Here is a 22,098-nt window from a genome sequence, read left to right on the forward strand (position 1 = left end):
AATCATGCGAAACTCGCCGCGCACTCTCTCCCGCGAAGCGGGTTCGTGCATGAGGGCGCGATCCTGCCGTGGTCGAGGTCGCATATCGGCCCAAAGCGCACAAGAGGTTGCTCTGTCGTCCCTGCTGGCGGGGCTCGTCCATTCGAATTCTGGACGTCAAACTACCCACCTAGCCTATGAGTCCGCGGAGTTCGTCGTTGCGCCAGGCGCTAGAAAATCTTCTCGGTGGGAAGTCCGAGCGCGAATGAACCCGCGTATTGCGCCTGGGCTCCGGGCTGCATCGGATGATAGCGAGCGCCCTGTATGTCACGGAAGCAGCGCTCCAGCCCGTTCTCTCGATAGAATGCCGCGCCACCTGCGACCTCCATTGCAAGCTCCGTCACCTCGATAGCGTGCCGTGCGACCAAGGAACGGCCGATCATAACCTCGTTGACGGTTTCCGCGGACGGTTCGTTTCGAGCAACTACCTCTAACATCCAGCGATGCGCGATCTGTGCGGCCCTCAGAGACGTTTCCATGCGCCCGACCAACCCGATCACATGATCGCTGTTGGCCTTGCTACGGACCATCTTGACTGCGATGTCGCGGGCGCTCTCGGCGACGCCAAGATAGACCGCGTAGATCAGAGGAAACGCGATCACGCCGATGACTTGAAATACTGGATGCCATTGCCCCGCGCTTCTGGAAAATGCGACACTCGCATCCGGCACGAAGAGGTTTTCGATGATGATATCGTTTGACCCGGTTCCCCTCATTCCAAGTGTTCGCCAAGTATCCTCTATCGAAACCTCTGGCGATGCCATCGGAACGCCAAAATGAATGACGGAGCGCGCGCCGTCCTGCTCTTCATAAACGGCACCGGTCATCAGGATGTTTCCTGCCGCCGCGCCGGAAGTGAAGCGTTTACGCGCGGTGATCCGGTATCCGCCATCAACTTTCATGGCCTTGCCCGATCCGCCGATCCAGTCCGATCCGCCGCTCGAGAGCAATATGATTTGCTCCGATGCAACACGTCTCAGGAGCGGCTCCACCGCGGCCACCTTTTGATGCCGCCAGCGCCAGGCGGGGATGGCGACTTGATGGGTATGCATGGAAAAGGCAAGCGCAGTGGACCCACATGCATGAGCAATGGATTTGAGCATCTCAGAAAGTTCGGGCACTTCCGCGCCCAGCCCGCCCAATTCGATTGGAACGCCTGCCCGCACGAGTCCAGATTCCTTTAGCAGTGCATAATTCTCGCCGACGAAGGTGTTGCTCTCGTCGATCGATGCGGCGCGTTGCGCGATGGTGGGCAGGACCGAATTGGTTAGTTCGACAATGGTCCGACCGCCGGCAAGGTTCTGTTTTGGTTCTGTAAGCCCGAGCATATCAATGCCTCCTATCTCGTGAGGATTGAGACTCTGCGCTCGTTTCACAATTGCGGCTAGTACACGAACTGTACTGAACGCCGCCGGACGTATGGCCAGGCAAGGAGCATTTGGCGGACCGGTTGTTTTGCAATATTGTGCCTGATCCAGACCGGTGGAGGTCCTTATGGTAGAGCGTGACGGCTACGGGCAATTCTGTCCAGTATCAATGGCGTCGGAAATCCTCTGCTCGCGGTGGACGACCTTGGTCGTCCGCGAATTTCTTTGCGGATCGACGCGCTTTAATGAGTTGCGTCGCGGTCTACCAAAAATGTCTCCGGCACTCCTATCAAAACGACTGAAAGAACTAGAACAATCGGGCGTCATCACGGTGACAAGGAGTGCGAACGGCATTACCGATTACCAACTCACGGCAGCGGGCGAAGAATTGAGACCTCTGATCATCGGTCTCGGAAATTGGGCTCAACGGTGGATGGAATCGCGACTTTCCTTGAAGAATCTCGACCCTTCTCTGCTCATGTGGGACATGCGGCGGAGCCTCGATACAAGAAGACTTCCGACCCGCCGTTGTACGATACAGTTTCTGTACCCGGAACTTTCGGCCGCGCAAAAGAGCTGGTGGCTTGTGGTCGAAGACGGAAAAGTCGATCTCTGCAACTTCGATCCGGGCTATGATGTAGACCTTCTCGTTGAAGGGTCGCTCCGTTCGATGACCGCAATTTGGATGGGCCTCACGACCATACGTCAGGAAACCGATGCAGAAACGTTGAAACTTGAAGGGGACAGGGTCCTCGCGCGGGACATGCAGGAATGGCTCGGTCTTAGTGTGTTTGCCAAAACCCCCCGGATGAGGGCTTGAACCATCGAAGGCGAGTGGTTCTGACGGATACATCCAGCAACGAAGACCCGTCATCCAGCCGGAAAATTGGCACGCACTCCTGCAGAAGCCGATGCCCGCTCTTGGCGCATAGCCGCTCAATCGACTGCTAAAACCGGAATGAGCCGCCGCCGGCAGCAGCTTTCGGCGTAGACGATCTGGCTCTTGGATGACGGAACTGCGGGCGCGCAAAGCAGCCGCATCCTTCAACAACGAACAGATGTCCGCCTCGGGTCGAAAGCCGCCTCCGGTAGCGTTTGCTACCTGATCCCACTCTTCGTGGCAGTGCACCACCCTTGACGGACGGCCGTGATCGCTTAGTCTGCTGTCATCATCCTCCGGAGCATTTCCATGACGCAGTCTTTGCTCTTCGGCGCCTTTCTGGCGGCGCTCTTTTATGTGCTCATTCCGGGACCCGCCTTCCTGCAACTGCTCGGCATCGGCGCCGGGCAGGGGCGCAAGGCCGGCGCCTTCTTCATGATGGGGCATCTGGTCGGGGATCTTATCTGGTCGTCGCTGGCGCTGATCGCGATCGTCGGCGCAAAGACGATCGGAACCTTGGTCTTCGACCTGCTCGGCCTCGCCTGCGGCTTCTACCTCGCCTGGATCGGCTGGAGTGCCGTCAATGCCAAGCCGAAAGCGGAAGGGCAGGCGCTTGTTGTGGTCGAGCGGCCGTTTCGCCGCGGTCTGATCTTCGGCGTCACCAATCCAAAGGGTTATCCGGTGGCGCTCGCCACCTTCACTGCACTCGTTGCAGGCTCGGCCGGCGCGCTCGATTTCGAGGCGCTGCCGGTGCTTCTCGGCGTGTCGTTCGTCGGTTTCGTGACGGCCGACATCATCCTGATCGGCATCATCGGCGCCGGTACGGTGCGCCGCTTCTATCGTGCCCATGAACGGCTGATCGTGCGCTGCTCCGGCGTGCTTTTCATGGGATTTGCCGCTCAGGCGCTCTGGCACGCAACGCCCGGCCTGCTCGGCTGGCGCAAGGCCTGATTAAAGCGCGTCGCTCCAAACGTGCAACATGCGACGCGCTTGTTCTTCGATTTATGCATGTCGCCCAAAACTGCCGCGCACTTTTGGGCGACATGCATGAGGTCAGGCATTCAGGAAGCTGACGATCGATTTCAGCGTCTGGACCTCGTCAGAATCGCCGATCGACATGGCGATCTGTAGCTGGTTCTGGTAATAATCGAGGAAATTGAAGCTGGTGCCGTCAGTGACATTGGAGAGATCGATGATGTTGCCGAGCGGATCGATCGCATGCATCGGCAGCGGTTCGGAGATCGCGGCGTAGGTGTTTTGATCGATCAGGCCACTATCGAAACCCTGGCGTGCGTAATTGCGCAGCTCTCCAGGGCTGACCGCGGTGAAATCCGGGCCTTCGCCAACATTGTCTTCGATCTGGAACGAGGCCGGGGCGGGAGCTCTGGTCTCAATTTCAATATCAGAGGTCTTCGAACTTTTTGCGTTATTAGGATTGTTTTTAAAAAGCAAACTCTGAGAAGACCGCACAGAAAAAATTTCCATGGCGCATGTCCCCTTACAAGAAGATCACCTGGAAACTAGCGCTTGCGCGTGATTCGCGTCAATCGTTAACGATTGGTTAATTTTCACGTATCAATTGTTGTCCACCAGATTTGGCAGGCGCTCGCCAAATTTGGCAGGCGGGGCAAAAGGTCCTTCCCGGCAACATACCAATTCTATGACGGGTCTCCTATATTGCCGATTCACTTGCATGCCAAAAAGGAATTCTCCGATGCCTTCTCCACATGATTTCAATCCGGCGCTGATAACCTGGGACGGTCTTCACGGCCTGCCGCGTTTCGATGCCCTGGATGACGGCGATTTCGCCGCCGCCTTCGAAGCCGCACTTGCCGCGCATGAAAATGAGATCGACGAGATTGCCGGAAACGGCGATGCGCCGACATTCGACAATACGGTCGTGGCGCTGGAGATTGCCGGCGACGCGCTGTCGCGTGTTTCGGCGCTGTTCTGGAACAAGGCGGGCGCGCATACCAATGATGTGATCCAGGCGCTGGAGCGGGAGATCTCGCCGAAGATGTCGCGCCACTATTCGAAGATCGGCATGAATGCAGCGCTTTTTGCCCGCATCGACACGCTCTGGGAGAATCGCGAGACGCTTGGCCTGACGCTCGAACAGACACGCGTTCTGGAACGCCACTGGAAAGGTTTCGTCAAATCGGGCGCCAAGCTTGACAAGGCCGAGCAGGAAAAACTCGCCGCGATCAATGAAAAGCTTGCCGCCCTCGGGACGCAATTCGGCCAGAACGTGCTGGCCGACGAAAAGGCCTGGGCGCTGGTCCTTTCGGACAGCGCCGAGCTCGAGGGCCTGCCGGAATTCCTTCGCGACGCGATGGCGGCAGCAGCGCGCGAGCGCGGCGAGGAGGGCAAATATGCGGTGACGCTGTCGCGCTCGATCATCGAGCCCTTCCTCACCTTCTCGGAGCGCCGCGATCTGCGCGAGCAGGCTTTCAAGGCGTGGGTGGCGCGCGGCGAAAATGACGGGGAGACGGACAATCGCGCCGTCATCAGGGAAATGCTGGCGCTGCGCCATCAGGTGGCGACGCTGCTTGGCTACGGCAATTTCGCAGAGCTGAAACTCGACAATACGATGGCGAAGACGGCGGATGCGGTGAACGACCTGCTCAAGGCCGTCTGGGCGCGGGCGGTGAAACGCGCCGGCGAGGAGGAGGCCGATATCGCGGCGCTGATCACCGAGGAAGGCCGGAACCACGAGGTGATGCCCTGGGATTGGCGCCACTATGCCGAAAAGATCCGGGCGCGGAAGTTCGATTTCTCCGAGGCCGAGCTCAAGCCTTATCTCCAGCTCGAGAAGATCATCGAAGCCTGCTTCGACGTGGCCGGCCGGCTGTTCGGCATCCGGGCCGTCGAGAAAAAGGGTGTGGCCGCCTATCACCCTGACGTCAGGGTGTTCGAAATCAGGGATCGCGAGGACAAGCTCGTCGCCCTGTTCCTTGGCGATTATTTCGCCCGCAGCTCGAAACGATCAGGCGCCTGGATGAGCTCGCTGCAATCGCAGCACAGGCTGGAGCTGAAGAACGGCCGCCACGGTGAATTGCCGATCATCTACAATGTCTGCAACTTCGCCAAGCCGGCGCTGCTGTCGCTCGACGATGCCCGCACGCTATTCCACGAATTCGGCCATGCGCTTCACGGCATGCTTTCGAACGTCACCTATCCCTCGGTTGCGGGCACCGGCGTCTCGCGCGATTTCGTCGAGCTGCCGTCGCAGCTCTATGAGCACTGGCTGACGGTGCCCGATATTCTGAAGCGCTATGCCGTGCATGTCGAAACCGGCGAGCCGATGCCGCAGGCCCTGCTCGACAAGGTACTTGCCGCCCGCACCTTCAATGCCGGCTTCAATACCGTCGAGTTCACCTCGTCGGCGCTTGTCGATATGGCGTTTCACACGCGCGAGGCCGTCGAGGATCCGATGGCGGTGCAGGCGGAGGTGCTGGCCGAGATCGGCATGCCGAAGTCGATCGTCATGCGCCATGCGACACCGCACTTCCAGCACATCTTCTCCGGCGGCTATTCGGCCGGCTATTACTCATACATGTGGTCGGAGGTGCTCGACGCCGACGCCTTTGCCGCCTTCGAGGAGACGGGAGACGCCTTCAACGGCGAGATGGCGCGCAAGCTCAAGGACAATATCTATTCCGTCGGCGGTTCGGTCGATCCGGAAGACGCCTACAAGGCCTTCCGCGGCAAGCTGCCGAGCCCGGATGCGATGCTTGTCAAAAAGGGACTTTCGACCTTCGAGGAATTGACAGGCAGCGACGCCTAAGACAATTTGATGACATGCCATGATGCGGCTGGGCGACAGCCTTGCCGCAGCTTTTGCGCGTTCCCCCCCTTTCGCAAACGCAAAAAAAACTGTATGGACGCCCCAAACTAATAGGCGCGCCCTCTAGAGCGTGCGCCCCAGCCTCAGAGATTTCACATATGGCACTTCGCAATATCGCGATCATCGCGCACGTTGACCATGGCAAAACGACCCTGGTGGATGAGCTTCTCAAGCAGTCCGGCTCGTTCCGCGAAAATCAGCGTGTCGCTGAACGCGTGATGGACTCGAATGATCTCGAAAAGGAACGCGGCATCACCATCCTCGCCAAGGCGACCTCGGTGGAATGGAAGGGTGTCCGCATCAACATCGTCGACACCCCCGGCCACGCCGACTTCGGTGGTGAAGTCGAGCGCATTCTCTCGATGGTGGATGGCGCGATCGTTCTCGTCGATGCGTCCGAAGGCCCGATGCCGCAGACCAAGTTCGTGGTCGGCAAGGCGCTGAAGGTTGGCCTTCGTCCAATCGTCGCGATCAACAAGATCGACCGTCCTGATGGCCGCCACGAAGAAGTGATCAACGAAGTCTTCGACCTCTTTGCGAACCTCGACGCGACCGACGAGCAGCTCGACTTCCCGATCCTCTACGGTTCGGGCCGCGATGGCTGGATGAACGTCAATCCGGAAGGTCCGAAGGATCAGGGTCTTACGCCGCTTCTCGACCTGGTGCTCAAGCATGTTCCGGAGCCGACCGTCCACGAAGGTCCGTTCACGATGATCGGCACGATCCTCGAAGCCAACCCCTTCCTCGGTCGCATCATCACCGGTCGTATCAATTCCGGTTCCATCAAGCCGAACCAGGCTGTGAAGGTTCTCCACGCAGACGGAAAGACGATCGAAACCGGCCGTATTTCGAAAATCCTCGCTTTCCGCGGCATCGAGCGCACGGCAATCGACGAAGCGCATCAGGGCGACATCGTCGCGATCGCCGGCCTTTCCAAGGGCACGGTCGCCGATACCTTCTGCGATCCCTCGGTCACCGAGCCGCTGCAGGCGCAACCGATCGATCCGCCGACTGTCACCATGTCGTTCATCGTCAACGATAGCCCGCTGGCCGGCACCGAAGGCGACAAGGTGACGAGCCGCGTCATCCGCGACCGCCTCTTCAAGGAAGCAGAAGGCAACGTCGCCCTGAAGATCGAAGAAGCCGAAGGCAAGGATTCGTTCTATGTGTCCGGCCGCGGCGAACTTCAGCTCGCCGTTCTCATCGAAACCATGCGTCGCGAAGGCTTCGAGCTTGCCGTGTCGCGTCCGCGCGTCGTGATGCACAAGGACGAAAGCGGCCAGCTTCTTGAGCCGGTCGAGGAGGTCGTCATCGACGTCGACGAAGAACATTCCGGTGTCGTCGTGCAGAAGATGTCCGAGCGCAAGGCCGAAATGGTCGAGCTGCGTCCGTCGGGCGGCAACCGTCTCCGCCTGCGTTTCTACGCGCCGACCCGTGGCCTGATCGGCTACCAGTCGGAACTGCTGACGGATACGCGCGGCACGGCGATCATGAACCGCCTGTTCCACGACTACCAGCCCTACAAGGGTGTGATCGGTGGCCGCGTCAATGGGGTGCTGCTCGCCAACGCCCCCGGCGAAGCCGTCGCCTATGCGATGTTCAATTTGGAAGATCGTGGCCCGATGATCATCGAGCCGGGCGAAAAGGTCTATGCCGGCATGATCATCGGCATCCATTCGCGCGACAACGATCTTGAAGTCAACGTCCTGAAGGGCAAGCAGCTCACCAACATCCGCGCCGCCGGCAAGGACGAAGCGGTGAAGCTGACGCCGCCGATCCGCATGACGCTTGATCGCGCGCTCTCCTGGATTCAGGATGACGAGTTGATGGAAGTGACGCCGAAGAATATTCGTCTGCGCAAGATGTATCTCGACGCAAACGATCGCAAGCGTTTCGAAAAGTCTAAGGCGGCCCTCTGAGAGCCATTCAAAGTGCTACAGCGTCTTGGGTCTCTCGAAAAGAGGCGCGGCGCTCGAGAGCAATCCTTAAAAACCCCGGCCCTCGTGCCGGGTTTTTTTATTGTGCGCCGCGTCGATTCCGTCTTGTGACAATCGTTAAAAAAGCGTTAACTTTTGATCATCGTCCACATATCAAGTCTGTGGGCAATCGATCACAATGCCTCTGCGCATATGGTTAGTTGCCTGCGGCGGGACCAGAGTAAACGTTATGAAGACGTTGTCGATCGATGTCCGGCGGGCCGAGCCGCAAGATGCCCGAGCCATATCGGAAACACACAGGCTTGCCTGGCAACACACCTATGCGGGCATCATTCCGCATCGCGCGCTGACGCAGATGATCGAGCGGCGCGGCGAAAGCTGGTGGCGCAAGGCGACGCGCGGGCCGGCAACGCTGCTGGTTCTAGATGTTGCCGGGACAGTCGCCGGCTATGCGACGCTCGGCCTCAACCGCGCCCGTGCTCTGCCGCAGGAAGGCGAGATTTACGAGCTTTATCTTCGACCTGAGTATCAGGGCATCGGCCTTGGCAGGATGCTGTTCGGCGAGGCGCGCCGGCTCCTGAAGTCGCTCGGCTGCAACGGGCTGGTCGTCTGGTGCCTCGAGGATAACGAGACCGCCAGCCACTTCTACCGTAATCATGGCGGCGTCGATTTCTGCGAAGGCATGGAAAGTTTCGACCACAGGCAGTTGAAGAAGATCGGCTTCATCTGGAGCTGAACGGCCATTCAAAATGCCACAGCGTCGTTTGGCGTCTGAAAAAGACGCGCGGCGCTGGAGTCGGCGTTCGCCTATCTCCTCTTAGAAACTTTTGATGTGAATGTGGGCCAATGCAGTCAAGCATTGGCGCTGTGCGATGTTGCGTTGCCACATGAAACTGATTATCTGGCTGCCAGCACATTCAACCTCGCGGGAGTTTCTTATGCGCATCGACGCCATTTCAATCGGTAACAATCCACCTGAGGACGTCAACGTTATCGTTGAGGTTCCGGTCGGCGGTCATCCCATCAAGTATGAGATGGACAAGGAAGCCGGCACGCTGGTGGTCGATCGTTTCCTCTATACGCCGATGACCTATCCGGGCAATTATGGTTTCGTGCCGCACACGCTGTCGGAAGACGGCGACCCGATCGACGTGCTGATCGCCAGCACCCGCCCGCTGGTTCCCGGCTGCGTCATCAATGTGCGCCCGATCGGTGTCCTGAAGATGGAAGACAATTCCGGCAAGGACGAGAAGATCATCGCCGTGCCGTCGCCGAAGCTGACGCTGCGCTATGAGAAGGTGAAGGACTACACCGATCTTCCCGAGATCACGCTGAAGCAGATCGAGCACTTCTTCGAGCACTACAAGGATCTGGAACCCGGCAAGTGGGTGAAGATCTTCGGCTGGGGCGACTCCAAGGAAGCAGGCGAACTCATCCTCGAAGCCGTCGAGCGCGCCAAGAAGACCAAAGGCTGATCGCTCAGCCCAAAAATATCTCGAGCTTTTCTACCAAATCCTCCGGATCGCCGTCGATCCGGAGGATTTTTTTGCGCGCGGTCTCACCCGAGACGAGGCTGACGCTGGATTTGGGAATGCGCAGGGATTTTGCGATCAAAAGGATGAGTGCCTTGTTGGCCTTGCCTTTCTCGGGCACGGCAGTGACGCGTGCCTTCAGGAAAGCTTCGCCCTCGCCGTCGGCCTCAATGCCATCGAGAGCGTCACGCCCGCCATTCGGCGTCAGCCGGACAGCGAGGCGCAGATGGTCACCGAAAACGCTCCAGGGACGGCTCAAGCGACCAGCGGGTATAGCGTGGTCCAAAGCAGGGTGCGCAGGAAGAAGATGATCAGCAGCAGGATGATCGGCGAAATGTCGATGCCGCCAAGGTTCGGCAGCAGGCGGCGGATCGGCTTCAGCACCGGTTCGGTGACATTATAGAGGAATGTGCCGACCGAATTGACGAACTGATTGCTGGAATTGATAACATTGAAAGCATAGAGCCAGGAAAAAATGGCACTGGCAATCAGGATCCAGGTGTAAATATTCAAAGCCAAATCAATGGTTTGAAAAAGCGCAAACATCATCGTCTCCAATTCGTTGTTGACAGACATGTAGACATTGGCGACTAAACGGGCAAGTGCCGTGTGGAAACGCACGGTGAATCATGTTTAACGGGCGGCTTTGCAGCTCTTCCGGCGCCCGTCTCCTCGGAAAACCTCCATGTCGTTTTCGCCCACCGGAGACCGTTTTGCCGCGTTCCGGCATTCGTCCTACACGCGGTTCTTCTTCGCGCGCTTCCTGCTTTCCTTCTCGCAGCAGATCGTCAGCGTCGCGGTCGGCTGGCAGATGTACGACCAGACGGGCAGCGCGATTTATCTCGGTTTGATCGGTCTCGTGCAGTTCCTGCCGTCGCTGCTGCTCATTCTCGTCACCGGTTCGGTGGCCGATCGGTACAATCGCCGGGCGATCGCCGCACTCTGCTCGCTGGTGAGCGCGCTCTGCACGCTGGCATTGCTTGTCATGACTTTGATGGGAAGCTTTACGCCGCTGCCTGTCTTCGCAGTGCTTTTGATCTTCGGCATCGAGCGCGCCTTCATGTCGCCGGCAGTGCAGTCGCTGGCCCCCAATCTCGTGCCGGAAGAGGCACTCTCCAATGCGATCGCCTGGAATTCGTCGTCCTGGCAGCTCGCGGCAATCACCGGCCCTGTGCTCGGCGGTCTGCTTTACGGTGTCAGTGCGCCGACCGCCTATACGGTGGCGGTGATCTTTTCCGTGCTCGGTGCCGCCCTTCTCTACATGATCCCGAAACCGGTGCAGAAGACGACCGGCGAGACCAAGAGCTGGGCGATGATCCTCGGCGGCTTCAGCTTCATCCGTGCCGAAAAGGTGGTGCTCGGGGCGATTTCGCTCGATCTCTTCGCCGTACTGCTCGGCGGGGCCACGGCGCTGATGCCGATTTTTGCGCGCGATATCCTCACCCTCGGTCCCTGGGGCCTCGGACTGCTGCGCGCCGCACCGGGACTTGGCGCCATCGTCATGGCGATCTTTCTTGCCGCCTATCCGCTCAGACATCGCGCCGGCATCTACATGTTCATCGGCGTCGCCCTGTTCGGCGTCGGAACGATCATCTTTGGCATCTCGACCAACACCGAGGTCTCGATCGCGGCGCTGGCGCTGATGGGAGCGGCCGACATGGTGTCGGTCTATGTGCGCGAGAGCCTGATTGCGCTCTGGACGCCGGATCAGCTGCGCGGCCGCGTCAATGCGGTCAACATGGTCTTCGTCGGCGCTTCGAACGAACTCGGGGAATTCAGGGCGGGCACGATGGCGGCGATCTTCGGCGCGGTGCCGGCAGTCGTCATCGGGGGAGTCGGGACGCTTGTTGTGGCGGCGATCTGGGCGTCGAGTTTCCCCAAATTGCGCAGGATCGATACGCTCGACGCGCCCGGAGCCTGACGGCGATCTGAATCGATTCTCGGGTTATGCGCGAAGAGCGATAGAGGACGCCGCCTTCGCCGTCTTTCCCTCGAAGACGATGTCGAGGAATTCGGTTAGCCAGCCCTTCAGCGGCGCGTCGAAGAGCATGCGGCCTTCGAGATGTTCGCGACCCTGCTGGGCGTTCGGCAGGATGAAGCGGTGGGCGCCATGCACGACCCAGCGATGCATCATCACCCGGGTCAGTTCGGCATGGAACTGCAGGCCCCAGGCGTTGCCGTCGTAGCGGAAGGCCTGGTTCGGATAGGCATCGCCTTCGGCCAGCAGGTCGGCGCCGCGCGGAAGCTCGAATCCCTCGCGGTGGAAATGATAGACCATCTTCGGCCAGTGCATCAGCAGGCGGCCTTTTTCGGTCGGGTGCAGCGGATACCAGCCGATCTCCGTCGAGCCGTCGGCGTTCGACTGTACCTTGCCGCCGAGATGACGCACCAGCATCTGCGCGCCGAGGCAGATGCCGAGATAGGGGCGTTTCTCCCGCAGCGGAATGTCGATCCAGTCGATCTCCTTCTTGACGAAGTCATCGGGATCATTGGCGCTCATCGGCCCGCCGAAGACGACGACGCCGGCATGGTCTTTCAGTGTCGTCGGAAGCGGCTCGCCGAGAACCGGGCGACGGATATCCAGGCGGTAGCCCTTTTCGACGAGCAATTGGCCGACACGGCCGGGGCTCGACCGCTCCTGATGCAGAACGATGAGGATCGGGCGCCTGTCGCGATTCTTGATTTGCTCAGTCGGTATCATCTTGTGCAACCTGGACATCGGTCACCCTGGCGGCGGCCTCCTGCCGCTTCTGGATGCGCTCGCGCGAGGAGACGCCGAGCAGATCGGCGATACGCCAGATCACATGGTCTTCCATCTCGCTGCGCTCGCCATCGGCATAGACGATGTCCCAGAGGATGCCGATCAGCTCCAGCCGTTGCTCGGTATTGAGATGGCGTTTCAGGTCGGCGGTAAAGCGATAATAGTCGACGGCGGAGCTTTCGGCCTCGAGGCCGGCGGCCATCAGAGCATCGAGCTGCTTGCCGTCGAGCGCATACTGCTCCTTCAGGAGCTTGCGCAGCCGTTTCTTCTCGCTGGCTTTGATCTGGCCGTCGGCCTCCATGACCTGCATGCAGAGCGCTGCCACTGTGATGCGCGGATCATCAGGGGCAAAACCTTTCTTCGGGTTGTCGGCGGTGAGCTTCTGGAAGAATGCCTGAAAGCGTTCGAACATGCGGTTTTCGTTCCATTTCAGAAAAGGCGGAGCCGTGTCTTGGGTTCCGGTTCCACCCTGGGATCGCGAACGCCGGGATCATCCGGCAGTCCGCCAAAGAAAGGTTTTGCCTCGCTCGGTGCGGGCGCTTTATCGCCCGCGGCTGGTTCGATGGGTTTCGGTTTTGCCGGTGTCGGTGCCGGCGTGGGGCGCACAGCCTCGGCAATCGTCGCGGCGCGTTCCAGCTCAATGATGCGATGGTCGTTGACCGGGCTTTCCGGCTTAACGTCACGCAGTGGCGGCAATGTCTTCAAAGCCGTTTCGATCGAGGCTGGCGCCGAACCGTCTTCGAGTGCACCCTCGATCTGGCCGAAGGGCGCCTTCCATTCGAAGGCGTCGAGACGGCCGGTCACCGGCGATACCGGCAGCCACTTGTCGGATACGAAGCCGTCTGCCACCCAGGCCGGATCGCGCGGTGCCTTGAGCGCCTGGGCCAGCCAATGGCGCACACGGCCCTGGTCTCCGGTTTCGGCTTCTTCGATGTCGGCCAACAGCAGGTAGGCGGCTTCACGCGGCTGCATGCGCGCCGCCGCTTCCGCCTTGGCACGAGCCTTGGCGAATTCCTGCGCATCGAGTGCTGCCTGGGCGACGACGAGAAGGGATTCGACGTTGTTCGGGCGCTGCCCTTCCAGTCGCTCGGCGCGCTTCAGCCGGTCGAGCGTGGAATCGCCGCTGCGGGCCCGGACATAGGCTTGGCCGATCTCGGGATGAGGTGCCGATTTCCATGCCTGTTCGAGGATCGAGGCGGCCTTGCGCACGCCGCCTTCGCGAAACAGCGCCTTTGCGGCAATAAGGGCTGCCGGAATGAAATCGGCGGCAAGCTTCAGCGCCTGCAGAGCGTCGTCGCGGGCACCCGTCGGGTTGCTTTCCAGCTTCTCGCCGGCGCGCGCCGTCAGAAGGACGGCGTGCAGACGGTTGGCTTCGGCCTTTTCGACGACGCGGGCGGCCTTCTGCTGTTCGAGCAGGCGGATCGCATCATCCCAGCGGCCGGCCTGGCTGCGATATTCGAGCGTCGCCTGTGCGGCCCAGGGCAGATATGGCGCGTTGTCGGCGGCCTTTTCGGCATATTGGCGGGCGGCCTCGTTGGCCCCGAGACGGCGGGCTTCCAGATAGAGGCCACGCAGACCGAGTTCGCGCGTCTCGGGATCGTTGGCCATGGCCTCGAACTTGGCGCGTGCCTCATCATGGCGGCCTTCGATCAGGGCGGCCTGGGCCTCGAGCAGGTTGATCAGCGGTTCCTGATCGGCGCGGATCAGGCCGCGCGAGCGGGCGGCCATCTTGCGGGCAAGCAGCGCGTTGCCGGCGCCGGCGGCGATCAGACCGGTCGACAGCGCCTGATAACCGCGGTCCCGCTTGCGGGCGCGGAAATAACGCGTCACCGAATGCGGCGAGGTCCAGACCAGGCGGACGAACCACCAGGCGATCATCACGGCGGCGACGAGGGCGATGATCGCGCTGGCAGCGACGATCAACTTCGTCTGGTAGATCTGGCCCTCCCAGATCAGCGAGAGGTCACCGGGACGATCGGCGAGCCAGGAGAAGCCATAGGCAAGAAGCAGCACGAAGAGGGCAAAGACGACAAGGCGGATCAGCATGGTCTTATCCTTCCTTGCCGGTGCCGGAGACGGCTTTCGACAGCGCGCCGCCGACCAGTTCCTCGACGCGGATGCGCGCTTCGAGCGATTGCTTGAAGGCGGCGGACGCCTGTTTGCCGAGGGCGGGCAGGCTGTTCCATTCGGCGGAAGCGCCGGGCAGGTCGCCGCTCTTCACCTTCTCCTCCATGCGGGCGGCAATGGCTTCGACGCTTTCGCCCTCGATATTGCCGACGGGACGGACGCTCACCAGCGATTTGGCGCTCGACATCAGCCGGTCCGACCAGCTCTGGTTCGGATCCGGCTGGTTGACGGCTTCGACGATCGCGGTGGCGACATCGGGAACCTCGGCCACCAGCTCGGTGCGGGAGGGAATGCCGGTCTCGGCAAAGGCTTTAAGGTCAGCGACTGTCGGATCGTCGGGCGCGACGCCGGCGAAGGTGTCGAGTTCGGCCAGGAACGGGCCACCGCGATCGATCGCCGCCTTCAAGGCGGCAGCGGCGATCGCCCGGGCAACGGCGACGTCCTCGCGCGGCTCGTTCAGCTTCTTTTCGGCCTCTTCGAGGCGCTTGGCGATATCGGCGCGGTTCGTGGTCTGCTGCTCGGAAGACTGGGCAAGTGTCGAGCGCAGCTGGTCGACCTGACCGGTCAGTTTCGCAATCTTCTGGTTGAGTGCCTCGACGTTACCAGAATCGGTCAGTGCGGCGACTGCGGGGGCCTTGGCAGCCGTTTCCAGCGCAGCGACGCGTTTCGCAAGCTCGCCGTCATCCGTGCTCGCCGGATTGGCGGCAAGGCTGGCGACGGTCTGTTTCAGGCCGTCGATCTCACCGGCAAGATCGGCCGTCTCCGGCGAGGTCGTCTGCGGTGTGGAGGAGCCAGGGAGGTAACCGGCATACTGGATGGCGCCGGCGCCAAGCAGCGCCACGAGGCCGCCGAAGATGCCGGCGGCAATCAGGCCGGAGGTGCCGGCGCTCTTCGGCGCGGGCTGTTCAGGAGGAGGGGCAAAGGAAGGTTGCGGGGCTACCGGTTCCTCCTCCGGCGCATCCATCGCAGGCTTCTCTTCATATTCGGCATGCGACGCAGTCTCGGTTTCGGGCGGCAGGCCGACATCGGCGGCAGCGGGGCTGGTGGCGTCGGCGGTTTCATTGTCTACCGGTTTTTCGGTATCGGCTGCAGCGGCGAATTCCTGTGCATCGAGGTCGATCGTGACCGGCTCGTCGGCGCTCTTCGAATGGCGTGGCGGGTTTCCCGATACCATGAGGTCCTCTTTTATTCTGCATTGCAAAGAAACTAGACAGTGATGCCAGTTAAGGGAAGAGGTTAGATCAAATTTGGGCGGTTAGAGCCTTCAAAGCAGCGACAGAAGACTTTTCTCATCCGCCATCGGTGAAATCTCGACGCTTTTTTTCAGAGCCGTCGGGATGGCTTGCGCCACCGCCTCGCTGAGGCAGAGAAGGCGGGCTGCACTGTGTTCCGGCAGGGCCGATCGCAGTTCCGGCACGCGGAAGAAATCCTCTGCTGTCTGGCGGGAATAGAAGAGGATGGCCTCAGGGCGAGACCTAGAGAAAATAGCTTCGATCTCGGCCGGGCCGGGAACGACCGGCTGCATGCGATAGCATTCGGCGACGGAAAAACGGATGCTGCGTTCGCGCAATCCTGCTTCGAAAGTTTCGGCGCGCGGCATGCCGGCAAGATAGAGTAACCCGTCGGTTCCTCGCGCCGCAACGAGATCGGCAAGATCACGGCCGTTGCCCTGGGATGAGGCGACCGATCGGAAGCCAAGGCTGCGCGCCTCTTCCGCCGTCGTTTCCCCGACCGCAAAAAGCGGGCGGGCAAGATGCGGACGAAGTTGCTCGCCAAGCGCGGAGAGGACCCTGACGGCTTCGGCGCTGGTCACCGCGATTGCGCCGCTGGTGGTTGCAAGCGCGACTAGGGCGGCGGCGCTGTCATGCAGCGGCTGACGCAGCGGCAGCAGCAGCGGCTCGTGACCCATATCGCGCAGACGTTGTGCGGTTCTCGTCGCCGAATACGCGGGGCGGGTGACGAGCACGCGCATGGCTGCTTCAGTGCCAGTCGTCGAAAAAGGCGCTGCCGGCCCTCGCGCGCACGTCCTGGCCGGCGCGGGTGCCGAGTGCTGCCGCATCGCGGCGGTGGCCGTCGGTCGTCACCGCATGCTGGCTGCGTCCGTCGGGCGTGATGATGAGGCCGGAGAACCGGATCAGGTCGCCTTCGCAGACGGCATAACCGCCGATCGGCGTACGGCAAGACCCGTCGAGTGCCGCGAGGAAGGCGCGTTCGCAGGAGACGGTGTCGAAGGTCGTGATATCGTTGACCGGCGCCAGCAGATCGTCGACCCTGGCATCGCCGATGCGGCTTTCGATGCAGATCGCCCCCTGCGCCGGCGCCGGCGGGAACGTGTCGGGATCAAGGATATCGGTCAGTACGTCGACCTTGCCGAGGCGTTTCAGGCCGGCAAGCGCCAGCAGGGTCGCATCCACCTCGCCCTCTTCGAGCTTGCGCAGGCGGGTTTCGACGAGGCCACGGAAGGTAATGACGTTGATGTCAGGCCGCATACGGCGGATCAGTGCCTGGCGGCGGAGCGAGGATGAACCGACGGTGGCGCCATGAGGCAGGTCGATCAGTTTGCGCGCGGTGCGACCGATGACAGCGTCGCGGATATCTTCACGCGGCAGATAGGCAGACAGATAAAGCCCCTCGGGCAGCTTCGTCGCCATGTCCTTGGCGGAATGCACGGCGAAATCGAGCTCGCCGGCGGTAAGCTTCTGTTCGAGCTCTTCGGTGAACAGGCCCTTGCCGCCGATCTCGGCAAGCGACCGGTCGGTGATGCGGTCGCCCTTGGTCGTCAGCACGACGATCTCGAACATGTCCTCGGGCAGATGATGCGCCGCCATCAGCCTGTCGCGGGCCTCATGCGCCTGGGCAAGCGCAAGCGGGCTGCCCCGCGTGCCGATCCGGAAAGGTTTTGTTTGCATCCGCTCTATTCCGTTGTTACCGGAGTTCTCGTAAACGGGTTTCCATCCCATCGCAATCAACGAACAGGCTCTATGGTTCCCTTTCTGCGCATCCTTGGCATCGAAACGAGCTGCGACGAGACCGCCGCCGCGGTTGTCGAGCGCCATGCGGAGGGGCATTCCAACGTGCTGTCGGACGTCGTGCTTTCCCAGCTCGACGAGCATAGCGCCTATGGCGGCGTGGTGCCCGAGATCGCCGCACGCGCCCATGTCGAAGCGCTGGACGAGCTGATCGAGGAAGCGCTGAAGCGCGCCAATGTGTCGCTCAACGATGTCGACGCCATCGCCGCCACCTCGGGGCCGGGGCTGATCGGCGGGCTGCTGGTCGGGTTGATGACCGGCAAGGCGATCGCCAGAGCCGCCGGCAAGCCGCTCTATGCGATCAACCATCTCGAAGGCCATGCGCTGACGGCGCGGCTGACGGACGGGTTGTCCTTTCCCTATCTGATGCTGCTCGTCTCCGGCGGCCATACCCAGCTCATCCTGGTGCGTGGTGTCGGGCAGTATGAGCGCTGGGGCACGACGATCGACGATGCGCTGGGCGAAGCCTTCGACAAGACGGCAAAGCTGCTCGGCCTGCCCTATCCCGGCGGGCCGGCGGTGGAGCGGATGGCGCAGGCCGGCAATCCTGATCGCTTCGACTTTCCGCGGCCGCTGGTCGGCGAGGCACGGCTCGACTTCTCCTTCTCCGGCCTGAAGACAGCGGTGCGGCAGGCGGCGCAGGATATCGCGCCGCTCAGCGATCACGACGTGGCGGATATCTGCGCCTCGTTCCAGAAGGCGGTTTCGCGCACGCTGAAGGACCGTATCGGCCGCGGCCTGCAGCGGTTCAAGACGGAGTTTCCAACGACCGGCGAAAAGCCGGCGCTCGTCGTTGCCGGCGGTGTCGCCGCCAATCTCGAACTGCGCGGCACGCTGCAGGTGCTGTGCGACAAGAACGGCTTCCGCTTCGTCGCGCCGCCTCTCAGTCTTTGCACCGACAATGCCGTGATGATCGCCTGGGCGGGACTGGAGCGGATGGCGACCGGTGCCGCACCGGATGCGCTCGACGTGCAGCCGCGGTCGCGCTGGCCGCTCGATTCCAATGCGGAAACGCTGATCGGTTTCGGAAAACGAGGGGCCAAGGCATGAGCGAAAACATCGCCGTCGTCGGATCGGGGGCTTTCGGCACGGCGCTTGCTGCCGTCATCGCGCTTGCCGGGCGAAGTGCGGTGACGCTCGTTGGGCGTGATCCGTCACTGATTGCCGATCTGAAGGCCGAACGGCTGCATGATGCGGTGCTGCCCGGCATTCTCCTGCCCGATACGCTGGAATTTTCCGCCGAGGCGGATGCAATCACTGGTGCCTCCATCGTACTTTTTGCAATGCCGTCGCAGGCGCAGGCCGATGCGGCGCGGCAATACGGACCTTATCTTTCCAAGGATGCTGTCGTCGTTACTTGCGCCAAGGGCATCGAGCGGGCGACGGGCAATCTTCTGACCGACATGCTGGAACGGGAACTGCCGGACCATTCCGTCGCCGTGCTCTCCGGTCCGGGTTTTGCCGCCGATATCGCCAAGGGCCTCCCGACGGCGATGGCGATTGCTGCAGCCGACATGGAGACCGCGGAGCGGCTCGCTCAGGCGATTTCCGGGCGGACCTTCCGGCTCTACGCTTCCAACGACCGGATCGGCGTGCAGCTTGGCGGTGCGCTGAAGAATGTGCTGGCGATCGCTTGCGGCATCGTCGAAGGCCGTGGCATCGGCGATTCCGCTCGCGCGGCGCTGATTGCACGCGGTCTTGCCGAGATGTCCCGTTTCGTCGTCGCCAAGGGCGGGCAGGCGGACACGGTGCGCGGGCTTTCCGGCCTCGGCGATCTGGTGCTGACGGCAACGAGCCATCAATCGCGAAACCTGCGTTTCGGCATCGCGCTCGGGCGCGGCGAAAAGACCGATCTGCTGCAGGGTGCGCTGGTGGAGGGCGCGTTTGCCGCCTCCGTCGCCTCGCGGCTTGCGGCGGAGTTGAAGGTCAGCATGCCGATCACCGATGCCATTTCCGCCATCATCGACGGCAAGCTCGATATATCAGAGGCGATAGAGCAGCTGATGACGCGTCCGATCACCACCGAATAGGAGACAGACATGCTTTTCGCCCTTCTCTGCAAGGACAAACCGGGACATCTGAACGTGCGCATGGATACGCGTCCGACGCATATCGAGCATCTGAACAAGCTGAATGCCGAGGGCACGCTGAAGATCGCCGGCCCGTTTCTCGATGACGACGGCAAGCCCTGCGGCAGCCTGATCATCGTCGAAGCGGAATCGAAAGAGGCGGCGCGTGCGCTTGCCGATGCCGATCCCTATGCCAAGGCCGGACTATTCGAAAGCGTCGACGTCAAGGCCTATAACTGGGTCTTCAACAAACCGGAGGCGTGAGCATGGCGCACTGGCTCTATAAATCCGAACCCGCCTCCTGGTCCTGGGAGCAGCAGAAGGCTGCCGGCGAAAAGGGCACGGAATGGACCGGCGTCCGCAACTATCTGGCGCGCAACAACATGCGGGCGATGCAGATCGGCGACAAAGGGTTCTTCTATCATTCCAATGACGGGCTGGAGATCGTCGGCATCGTCGAAGTCTGCGCCCTGTCGCATCCCGATTCTTCCGCCAAGGGCGATCCGAAGTGGGATTGCGTCGATATCCGCGCCGTCATGGACGTGCCGAAGCCGGTGACGTTGAAGGACGTCAAGGCGAGCGAGAAGCTCGCCAAGATGGCGCTCGTCACCTCGATGCGGCTTTCGGTGCAGCCGGTGACCGAGGAAGAATATCTCGAAGTCTGCCGCATGGGCGGATTGGATAATCCGCCGCGTTGAAGACCGATCCGCAAGCCTTCATTCGCGCCAATACCAGCCTGATGCCGCCGCCGCATGTGCCGGAGATTTCGCTCCATCTGGCGAGCGAGGCGCATGAGCTCTGGCTGAAGACGGAGGAGGAACTGGAGGCGATCGGCCTGCCGCCGCCCTTCTGGGCTTTTGCCTGGGCGGGCGGCCAGGGACTGGCACGCTACGTCCTCGATCATCCGGAAACGGTGCGCGGCAAGCGCGTGCTCGATTTCGCCAGCGGTTCCGGCCTTGTCGGCATTGCGGCTGTGATGGCCGGTGCCCGGGAGGTCATGGCCGCCGATATCGATCCCTGGGCGGAGACGGCAGTCCGGCTGAATGCCGAGGCCAATCGCGTTTCACTCGGATTTACCGGCGCCGATCTGATCGGGCAGGCCGTCGATGCGGATATCGTGCTTGCCGGCGACGTCTTCTACGACCGCGTTTTCGCCGACGCGCTCGTTCCCTGGTTCGCAAAGCTCGCAGCCGACGGCAAGTGGGTGCTGGTCGGCGATCCCGGACGCAGTTACCTGCCGAGAGATCGGCTGGAATTCTGCGCGGTTTATGAGGTGCCGGTAACGCGGGCGCTGGAGGACAGCGAAATCAAGAAGACGACAGTGTGGCGGTTCGCTCGGCACGAGATATCCAAAATGTTCCCGACGAACTTAGCCTGACATCACCGCGCTGGCTTATGACGGGATAGCGTGCATATTCACACGGGCTATCCGCAGAGCGTTGATCAACGGGGGAACTTATGACGATCTACGACGAGCTTCGCAAAGCGCCGTTCAACCTCGACGACGCTGCGATATCCTGGCTCCACGACACCTATGCCTCGCTCGATCTTGATGACAAGATCGGCCAACTCTTCACCTTGATCATGATCGGGACGGATGAGGAGGATTTCAAACGCATTGCTTCACTAAGGCCGGGCGGCGTAACCCGCTTCTTCACGGCTGACCTCGAGTTCGAGCGGCGGGTCATCTCTGACCTCGTGGCCAAGAGCAAAGTCCCGCCCATCATCAGCGCAGACCTCGAAGGCAGCCGTCATTCCTTCGCTTTCGGCACTCCGGTGCTGGGCCAACTTGGTCTTGCCGCCGTCGACGACGTTCAGGCGACCGAGAAAAGTTCGGAAATCCTGGCGCGCCATCGGTCCTGGCGCAACATTTGAAGCCACTGCCACCCATCCCTGCGCACCCATAACGAAAGACTCGAACCCGAGAATGCCCCCGAACACAGTCATATCGTCGCCGGCCAGCCGGATGATATCGCGCACGCGCGTCACTTCCAGGGTGGACTCCTTGATGTAGTCGCAGCCGTCGATTTCGGCGATGCGCTTGACCAACTCCGGCGTCAGATCGACGTTTGCGGTCGCGGGATTGTTGTAGACCATAATCGGGATGGCCACGGCAGACGCAATGCTCTTGTAGTGGTGAACGAGTTCGTCATCCGTTGGGGTGGAATAGAACGGCGGAATAATCATGACGCCGTCAGCTCCCATTGCCTCGGCCTTGACGCTAAGGCGAATGGACTCCCGCGTATCTTCCGCTCCCGTGCCGATCAGAACAGGCACCCGTCCCGCGACAGTTTCGATGACGGTCCTCGCCACACCATCGCGCTCTTCCTCGCTGAGCGACAGAAACTCACCCGTCGATCCAAGAGGAATCAGGCCATGGATACCTTCCTTGACCTGCCAGTCGGTAAAGGCAGCCAGCCCCTTCAGATCGACCGCGCCACTGGGATCCAAGGGAGTAATCATCACGGTGTAGACACCGCGGAACGTCTTCTGCATTTGAAAATCCTGGT

General features: G+C 61.3%; 23 protein-coding genes. 12 read left to right on the forward strand and 11 right to left on the reverse strand.

Going from position 1 to position 22,098, the window contains the following annotated elements; translation table 11 throughout:
* Positions 1-209 precede the first annotated feature (209 nt).
* Positions 210-1,367 carry an acyl-CoA dehydrogenase family protein gene (locus G9X64_RS31385; protein WP_168310220.1) on the reverse strand — a complete coding sequence of 386 codons (1,158 nt, stop codon included), beginning with the start codon at positions 1,365-1,367 and terminating at the stop codon, positions 210-212.
* 166 nt (positions 1,368-1,533) lie between these two features.
* Between G9X64_RS31385 and G9X64_RS31390 the strand changes: the two genes are divergently transcribed.
* Both G9X64_RS31390 and G9X64_RS31395 read left to right on the forward strand, forming a co-directional pair.
* A complete protein-coding gene (locus tag G9X64_RS31390) occupies positions 1,534-2,226 on the forward strand; it encodes a winged helix-turn-helix transcriptional regulator (RefSeq protein WP_168310221.1) in 693 nt (230 codons plus the stop codon).
* Between the two features lie 369 nt (positions 2,227-2,595).
* Positions 2,596-3,237 carry a LysE family translocator gene (locus tag G9X64_RS31395; RefSeq protein ID WP_168303384.1) on the forward strand — a complete coding sequence of 214 codons (642 nt, stop codon included), beginning with the start codon at positions 2,596-2,598 and terminating at the stop codon, positions 3,235-3,237.
* Positions 3,238-3,339: 102 nt separating this feature from the next.
* Here the strand turns inward: G9X64_RS31395 and G9X64_RS31400 are convergent, their stop codons facing one another.
* Complete coding sequence (locus tag G9X64_RS31400; RefSeq protein WP_171378116.1) at positions 3,340-3,771, reverse strand: hypothetical protein; 432 nt, start codon at positions 3,769-3,771, stop codon at positions 3,340-3,342.
* A 229-nt stretch (positions 3,772-4,000) separates the two neighbouring features.
* Here G9X64_RS31400 and G9X64_RS31405 point away from each other — a divergent pair, with 229 nt between their 5' ends.
* The 4 genes from G9X64_RS31405 (at position 4,001) to ppa (ending at position 9,545) form a co-directional block, all read left to right on the forward strand.
* Complete coding sequence (locus tag G9X64_RS31405; protein ID WP_171378117.1) at positions 4,001-6,073, forward strand: M3 family metallopeptidase; 2,073 nt, start codon at positions 4,001-4,003, stop codon at positions 6,071-6,073.
* Positions 6,074-6,231: 158 nt separating this feature from the next.
* Positions 6,232-8,052, forward strand: coding sequence for a translational GTPase TypA (gene typA, locus G9X64_RS31410; RefSeq protein ID WP_168310225.1), 1,821 nt, complete (start codon positions 6,232-6,234; stop codon positions 8,050-8,052).
* 247 nt (positions 8,053-8,299) lie between these two features.
* Positions 8,300-8,806 carry a GNAT family N-acetyltransferase gene (locus G9X64_RS31415; protein WP_003543622.1) on the forward strand — a complete coding sequence of 169 codons (507 nt, stop codon included), beginning with the start codon at positions 8,300-8,302 and terminating at the stop codon, positions 8,804-8,806.
* A 202-nt stretch (positions 8,807-9,008) separates the two neighbouring features.
* Positions 9,009-9,545: an inorganic diphosphatase gene (gene ppa, locus G9X64_RS31420; protein ID WP_112906684.1), complete on the forward strand. Its 537-nt coding sequence runs from the start codon at positions 9,009-9,011 to the stop codon at positions 9,543-9,545.
* Positions 9,546-9,549: 4 nt separating this feature from the next.
* Here the strand turns inward: ppa and G9X64_RS31425 are convergent, their stop codons facing one another.
* Positions 9,550-9,861, reverse strand: coding sequence for a DUF167 domain-containing protein (locus G9X64_RS31425; RefSeq protein ID WP_171378118.1), 312 nt, complete (start codon positions 9,859-9,861; stop codon positions 9,550-9,552).
* Positions 9,858-10,148 carry a YggT family protein gene (locus G9X64_RS31430; RefSeq protein WP_018448228.1) on the reverse strand — a complete coding sequence of 97 codons (291 nt, stop codon included), beginning with the start codon at positions 10,146-10,148 and terminating at the stop codon, positions 9,858-9,860. The genes G9X64_RS31425 and G9X64_RS31430 overlap by 4 nt, the downstream gene beginning before the upstream one ends.
* 139 nt (positions 10,149-10,287) lie before the next feature.
* On the opposite strand from G9X64_RS31430, the gene G9X64_RS31435 reads away from it, so the two are divergent.
* Positions 10,288-11,523 (forward strand): MFS transporter, encoded by a 1,236-nt coding sequence (locus tag G9X64_RS31435; RefSeq protein ID WP_171378119.1) that lies wholly within the window; start codon positions 10,288-10,290, stop codon positions 11,521-11,523.
* A gap of 24 nt (positions 11,524-11,547) precedes the next feature.
* Here G9X64_RS31435 and G9X64_RS31440 read toward each other — a convergent pair whose 3' ends face one another.
* The 6 genes from G9X64_RS31440 to hemC all read right to left on the reverse strand — a co-directional run bounded on the left by G9X64_RS31440 (position 11,548) and on the right by hemC (position 17,399).
* The gene (locus tag G9X64_RS31440; RefSeq protein ID WP_171378120.1) at positions 11,548-12,321 is read right to left on the reverse strand and encodes a glutamine amidotransferase; all 774 of its coding nucleotides are present in this window, start codon (positions 12,319-12,321) and stop codon (positions 11,548-11,550) included.
* Positions 12,290-12,775 (reverse strand): tellurite resistance TerB family protein, encoded by a 486-nt coding sequence (locus tag G9X64_RS31445; RefSeq protein WP_131139474.1) that lies wholly within the window; start codon positions 12,773-12,775, stop codon positions 12,290-12,292. Before G9X64_RS31445 ends, G9X64_RS31440 begins: the two co-directional genes overlap by 32 nt.
* A gap of 17 nt (positions 12,776-12,792) precedes the next feature.
* On the reverse strand, positions 12,793-14,409 hold the full coding sequence (locus G9X64_RS31450) for a heme biosynthesis protein HemY (RefSeq protein WP_171378121.1): 1,617 nt from the start codon (positions 14,407-14,409) through the stop codon (positions 12,793-12,795).
* 4 nt (positions 14,410-14,413) lie between these two features.
* A complete protein-coding gene (locus G9X64_RS31455; RefSeq protein WP_171378122.1) occupies positions 14,414-15,664 on the reverse strand; it encodes a COG4223 family protein in 1,251 nt (416 codons plus the stop codon).
* A 90-nt stretch (positions 15,665-15,754) separates the two neighbouring features.
* Positions 15,755-16,462 carry a uroporphyrinogen-III synthase gene (locus tag G9X64_RS31460; RefSeq protein ID WP_168310230.1) on the reverse strand — a complete coding sequence of 236 codons (708 nt, stop codon included), beginning with the start codon at positions 16,460-16,462 and terminating at the stop codon, positions 15,755-15,757.
* 7 nt (positions 16,463-16,469) lie between these two features.
* A complete protein-coding gene (gene hemC / locus G9X64_RS31465; protein ID WP_003543610.1) occupies positions 16,470-17,399 on the reverse strand; it encodes a hydroxymethylbilane synthase in 930 nt (309 codons plus the stop codon).
* 72 nt (positions 17,400-17,471) lie between these two features.
* Here hemC and tsaD point away from each other — a divergent pair, with 72 nt between their 5' ends.
* The 5 genes from tsaD to G9X64_RS31490 are packed head-to-tail and all read left to right on the forward strand — an operon-like array spanning position 17,472 to position 20,966.
* A complete protein-coding gene (gene tsaD, locus G9X64_RS31470) occupies positions 17,472-18,569 on the forward strand; it encodes a tRNA (adenosine(37)-N6)-threonylcarbamoyltransferase complex transferase subunit TsaD (RefSeq protein ID WP_171378123.1) in 1,098 nt (365 codons plus the stop codon).
* Positions 18,566-19,549 (forward strand): NAD(P)H-dependent glycerol-3-phosphate dehydrogenase, encoded by a 984-nt coding sequence (locus G9X64_RS31475; RefSeq protein ID WP_171378124.1) that lies wholly within the window; start codon positions 18,566-18,568, stop codon positions 19,547-19,549. Before tsaD ends, G9X64_RS31475 begins: the two co-directional genes overlap by 4 nt.
* Before the next feature lie 9 nt (positions 19,550-19,558).
* Positions 19,559-19,852 carry a YciI-like protein gene (locus tag G9X64_RS31480; RefSeq protein WP_003543605.1) on the forward strand — a complete coding sequence of 98 codons (294 nt, stop codon included), beginning with the start codon at positions 19,559-19,561 and terminating at the stop codon, positions 19,850-19,852.
* Between the two features lie 2 nt (positions 19,853-19,854).
* A complete protein-coding gene (locus G9X64_RS31485) occupies positions 19,855-20,286 on the forward strand; it encodes an EVE domain-containing protein (protein WP_003543603.1) in 432 nt (143 codons plus the stop codon).
* Positions 20,283-20,966, forward strand: coding sequence for a class I SAM-dependent methyltransferase (locus G9X64_RS31490; protein ID WP_171378125.1), 684 nt, complete (start codon positions 20,283-20,285; stop codon positions 20,964-20,966). Before G9X64_RS31485 ends, G9X64_RS31490 begins: the two co-directional genes overlap by 4 nt.
* Positions 20,967-21,214: 248 nt before the next feature.
* Here G9X64_RS31490 and G9X64_RS31495 read toward each other — a convergent pair whose 3' ends face one another.
* Positions 21,215-22,084, reverse strand: coding sequence for a dihydrodipicolinate synthase family protein (locus G9X64_RS31495; RefSeq protein WP_246271096.1), 870 nt, complete (start codon positions 22,082-22,084; stop codon positions 21,215-21,217).
* Between the last annotated feature and the right edge of the window lie 14 nt (positions 22,085-22,098).

Origin of the sequence: Rhizobium sophorae (assembly GCF_013087515.1) — a bacterium.
Taxonomy (GTDB): Bacteria; Pseudomonadota; Alphaproteobacteria; order Rhizobiales; family Rhizobiaceae; genus Rhizobium; species Rhizobium sophorae.